The organism is Candidatus Thermoplasmatota archaeon, assembly GCA_035541015.1.
In the GTDB taxonomy this organism is placed as follows: Archaea; Thermoplasmatota; SW-10-69-26; order JACQPN01; family JAIVGT01; genus DATLFM01.
Genome location: DATLFM010000011.1, coordinates 1 through 4,200 on the forward strand (window position 1 = coordinate 1; position 4,200 = coordinate 4,200).

A 4,200-nucleotide genomic window follows, 5' to 3' on the forward strand; every position below is an offset into this window, starting at 1 on the left:
GTCGCCGGCTTCGAAGGGCCCAAGCGCGGCGGGAATGTCGCCCAACGTGGGGGGCGTCGTGTCGCGCACCGTGACCGTGAAGGTTGCCGTGGCCACGTTGCCCGCCGCGTCGCGCGCCGAGCACGCAACCGTCGTGGCCCCCAGCGGGAACGTCGAGCCGCTCACCGGAACGCACGACACGGGCACGACGCCGTCCACAAGATCGTTTGCCGAAGGCGCCGCCCACGCGTGCGAAGCGCCCGCCGGACCCGCCGCTTCTAGGGTTGCGCCAAGATCGGCGCCCGCGATCGTGGGCGGCGTGGCGTCGCGAACGCGGACCGGGAAGCTCGCGCTCGCGGTGTTGCCGTTTGCGTCCGTCGCGTTGCACCGGACGATCGATTCGCCAAGCGGAAAGAGCGTTCCGGAGGCCGGCGAGCAGGCCACTGGGAGGGCTCCGTCCACGTTGTCCGTGGCGGTGACGGCGAAGGTCGTCGGCGCTCCGTCGGGCCCGGCCGCCTCGACGACAAGCGGCGCGGGCGTGGTCAGCACGGGCGCTTCCTCGTCTCGCACGACGATGGCCAATGTTTCCGAGCGTTGGTTGCCTGCGGCGTCCGTCGCGCGGCACGTGACGAGGGTTCGGCCCAGCGGGAAGGTGGATCCCGAGGCGGGTGTGCACGCGACCGCGACGGGTCCGTCGACGAGGTCGGACGCCTTGACGACGAAATCGGCCCGTGCCCCGTCCGCCGTTACGGGGCCAAGCGTGATCGACGAGGGAAGCGTGATGGCGGGCGGCGTGGTGTCCCGCACGGTGATCGCAAACGTCGCTTCCGCGGCATTGCCGGCCGCGTCCGTGGCCGAGCAGGTGACGGTCGTGGTGCCCAGCCCAAACGTGGACCCGCTCGCGGGCGCGCACACCACGGAAAGCGCCCCGCCGACCACGTCCACCGCGGTGGGCCCCTCCCAGGCGTGCGCGGCTCCGCCAGGGCCCGTCGCCTCGAGCGTGACGCTTGCGGGCACGCCCGAGAGGATGGGCTTGGTCGTATCCCGAACGGTGACGGTGAACGTGCCTGAGACCGTGTTGCCGGCGTTGTCGGTGGCACGGCAGGTCACAAGCGTGGACCCGAGGGGGAACTCGGAGCCGCTGGCAGGCGCGCAGACAACGGGAACCGAACCGCTCACAAGATCGATGGATGTGGGGGCTTCCCAGCTGTGCGGCGCGCCCGCAGAACTCGTCGCCTCAAGCGTCACGCCCGCGGGCACGCCCGCCAGCGTGGGCGGCGTGGTGTCCACGACCTTCACGTCGAAAGCCGCCGTGGCTGGATTTCCGGCTGCGTCCGAAGCTCGGCAGGCGACGCTCGTAACGCCAAGCGGAAAGAGGCTGCCCGAGACCGGTTCGCAGGAGGACGGCAACGGCCCGTCCACGACGTCGATGGCCTCAAGGGCGAAGGTGGCAGTCGCGCCGCTGGGCCCCCCGGCTTCGACGGTGAGGGTGGAAAGCGAGGGAAACGCCGGGGGCGTCGTGTCGACGACTTGGACGGTGAAGGATCCGGTCGCGCGGTTGCCGTCGGCGTCCACGGCCTCGCAGGCGACGTTTGTCGTGAGGACCGGAAAGAGCGCCCCGCTTTGCGGCTGGCAGGCGACGGGCACCGGTTCGCCCAAAGCGTCGAGCGCGGTGGCCACGTACGTTACGCGCCGGCCGCCCCGTTCGTTCCCTTCCAAGGGGCCGATGTTCTCCGGCAGCGTGAGGGCCGGGGGTTCCACGTTCTCCGGCGCGCTCACCGAGAGGCCGGAGGGCGGGTTGAAGGCGTGATTGAAGCACGCTTCGTCCGTGGCGCCCGGCTTCTCCACCAAGAGTCCCCCCGCGGCCAGTTGCAGGTCGAGGATCGTCCCGGGCGTCGCGCCCGAGGCAAGCGTGGCCGTGACCACGAGGTCGACGGAGGCGGGGTGCTTTGGAATCTGGACGCCAAGGCCGTCGAAGACCACGGACATGTCCGCCGAAAGCCGCCCCACGTGCGCGGACGGGCCTGCGCTCACCACGATCGAGTGCAGCGCCGAGGGCGTAACCGTGCTGCCGGGCGCGGGCTCCAGGCTCAACGACTTGACGTAGCGCTCGGACTGCGACATCGTCGTGATCCGCATGTCGAACACCACGCCCGGCGAGCCAGGGGCCGCCGCCCCGAATCCCGCGATGCCTTCAAAACGCAGCTCGCCGCAGGCCGCCGTCTTGTCGTCGCCGGGGCCTTGCGCCAGGGACGACGGAACGATGAGCGAGGGCAGAACGAGCAGGGCTATGGCAAGGACGGCGCAGAAGCGCGAAGCCCGGGCGGACGTCCTGGTTCGCGCTGCGACGGCCATGCTTTGCTTGCTGCACGCAGGATGGGGGGATGTTCGTTGGCGCACGCTTGGCGCCCAGCCAGTAAGCCCGGCGTAACCGGGACTTGGGTTCGACTCACCGCCGGTCGCGCGCTTGCCGGGATCCGGGGCGTCCGGTTTTTCGAAAGACTCACCTCGGTCGCCCTGCATGTCAGCCTACGCAAGAATTGTATCAGGGATCGTCGCAGCCAAGGAGCTGTCGCACGACCCGTCGCGACCTCGCCGTCCAATCATCCTGCCCGCTCCTTGACGTCCTCGGTGACCTGGGAAAACGACATCGCCACCGCGCCCGTCCCCTCGATGGCAAGCTTCCAGGCGGTGTACTTTTCCAGAAGCTCCCGCCCGCGTGGCGTCAAGCGCGGGGTCGGGGGCGGGGTCACAAGCCCGTGCTGTTCGAGGTCCGACAGAAGTTGGGCGAGGCGGTCGTAGGCCATGTTGGCACGGCGCGAAATGCGAGCCAGCGTGTACGACTCGGACTCCGCCTCGAGCTTGTCCAGAACCGCGAGGACGTCGCCGATGATCGTTTCGCGCTCCCGGCGGGTCATCGGTGCGCCTCCCCAATGCCTTGGCCCGCAGGCAGGCCGGCGCGGCTGGGTTCCGGGGGTCGCACGTTCTTTGTTGGCCGCTCGCTGTCGGGCGGGATACTTGGAAAAGGCGATCGCAGCGCGGAAAGCATTGTAACGCGCAGGTCGCCACTCACCGATAATCGGTGAGAGGATTCCACCCGGATTCCGGTGGCGGAATTGGGCCGCAACCCCTTCCCATGGGCTAGAAGAGGCGCGTTTCCGGGGCGGCTTCGTCGGCCGGCTTCTCGGCCACGGCCGCCGCAAGCTGCTCCCCGAGGGGCGTCAGGCGGTAGTAGATCCAGGTTCCAGGCAATCCCTCGACGGCCCCCTTGAACGTCTGAACGAGGACGGGGGGCCCTGCGAGGTGTCGCGCCCGCCAGCCCGGAACGAACACGTCCAGCCGTTGGGCGGCGGAATCGTTCATCCGCTCCGGGAACTCGGAGACGCGCTGCACGCTGACCTTCGCCCGGTCCGCTACCGGCTTCTGTCGGAACCGCGGATCCCCAAGCGGACGCTCGTCGGGCGGCACGGAGGAGCCCCGCAATTCCAGGAGAATCCGCTGCCAAGACGGGCGAGCGCCCGCCGAGCCGGGACCCGGGGAGGACGGGTCCGGCTGCGCCGGCGCGCCGAAATCGGTGTGCCTCGTCTGTCCGATGCCCGGGTGCCAAACTTCCAGGACGGCCAAGCTCATGAGCCCCGCCGCAAGCCCGAGAACGATGTCGGGGCCGTTGCGGATCCCATTGGCACTCAGAAGGAAGAAGACCGAAGTGGTCACGCCGGCGGCCACGAGCGAGCGGCCAAGGAGCGCCGGCAATCGCGCGGGCGAGAAGGCCATGCACACGAGCAAGGGTCGGACGGCGGCAAGCGTGACGAGGTTGAGCGCCATCACGTTGCCGACGGGTTGCGACGCCATCGCGATCTCGGCCGCGGCCACAAGCGGCGCCACGCCGAGCACCGGCAGCACGATCGAGCTGGTCGGCTGCCGCTCGTCGGACAGGAGGCGATAGCTCGCGTACAGGGTGACGAGGAGGAGCGCGATGAGCGCAATCGAGTTTGGGATCTCCCAGGGAAGGGCCGCGCCCGAAAGGGCAAACGGCAGACGATGGGGCCCCGAGACGCCAAAGTAGAAGGCACGGGACAGGAACGCAAGCGCGATCCACCGCTCCCACGTCTCGCCTCGTGACAGGACGAGCACGAAGGCGGCAAGGCTGCCGTAGAACGGAAGGGCGCGAAGCACTACGTCGGCGTTGTTCTCGGCCAGCGTGATGGCGGGGAACAGGAC

The 4,200-nt window shown here is 69.5% G+C and carries 3 protein-coding genes; all 3 read right to left on the reverse strand.

Annotated elements, in window-relative coordinates:
* Positions 1 to 2,334 (reverse strand): HYR domain-containing protein (locus tag VM681_00935; GenBank protein HVL86561.1); only part of this gene is annotated, 2,334 nt, incomplete at its 3' end.
* Positions 2,335 to 2,582: 248 nt separating this feature from the next.
* On the reverse strand, positions 2,583 to 2,897 hold the full coding sequence (locus VM681_00940; protein HVL86562.1) for a winged helix-turn-helix domain-containing protein: 315 nt from the start codon (positions 2,895 to 2,897) through the stop codon (positions 2,583 to 2,585).
* A gap of 223 nt (positions 2,898 to 3,120) precedes the next feature.
* On the reverse strand, positions 3,121 to 4,200 hold a 1,080-nt coding region (locus tag VM681_00945; protein ID HVL86563.1), incomplete at its 5' end, for a hypothetical protein.

Bases quoted from the DNA above. Each gene is read 5' to 3' on its own strand.
- VM681_00940 (HVL86562.1), bottom strand. From the start codon at position 2,897: ATGACCCGCCGGGAGCGCGAAACGATCATCGGCGACGTCCTCGCGGTT.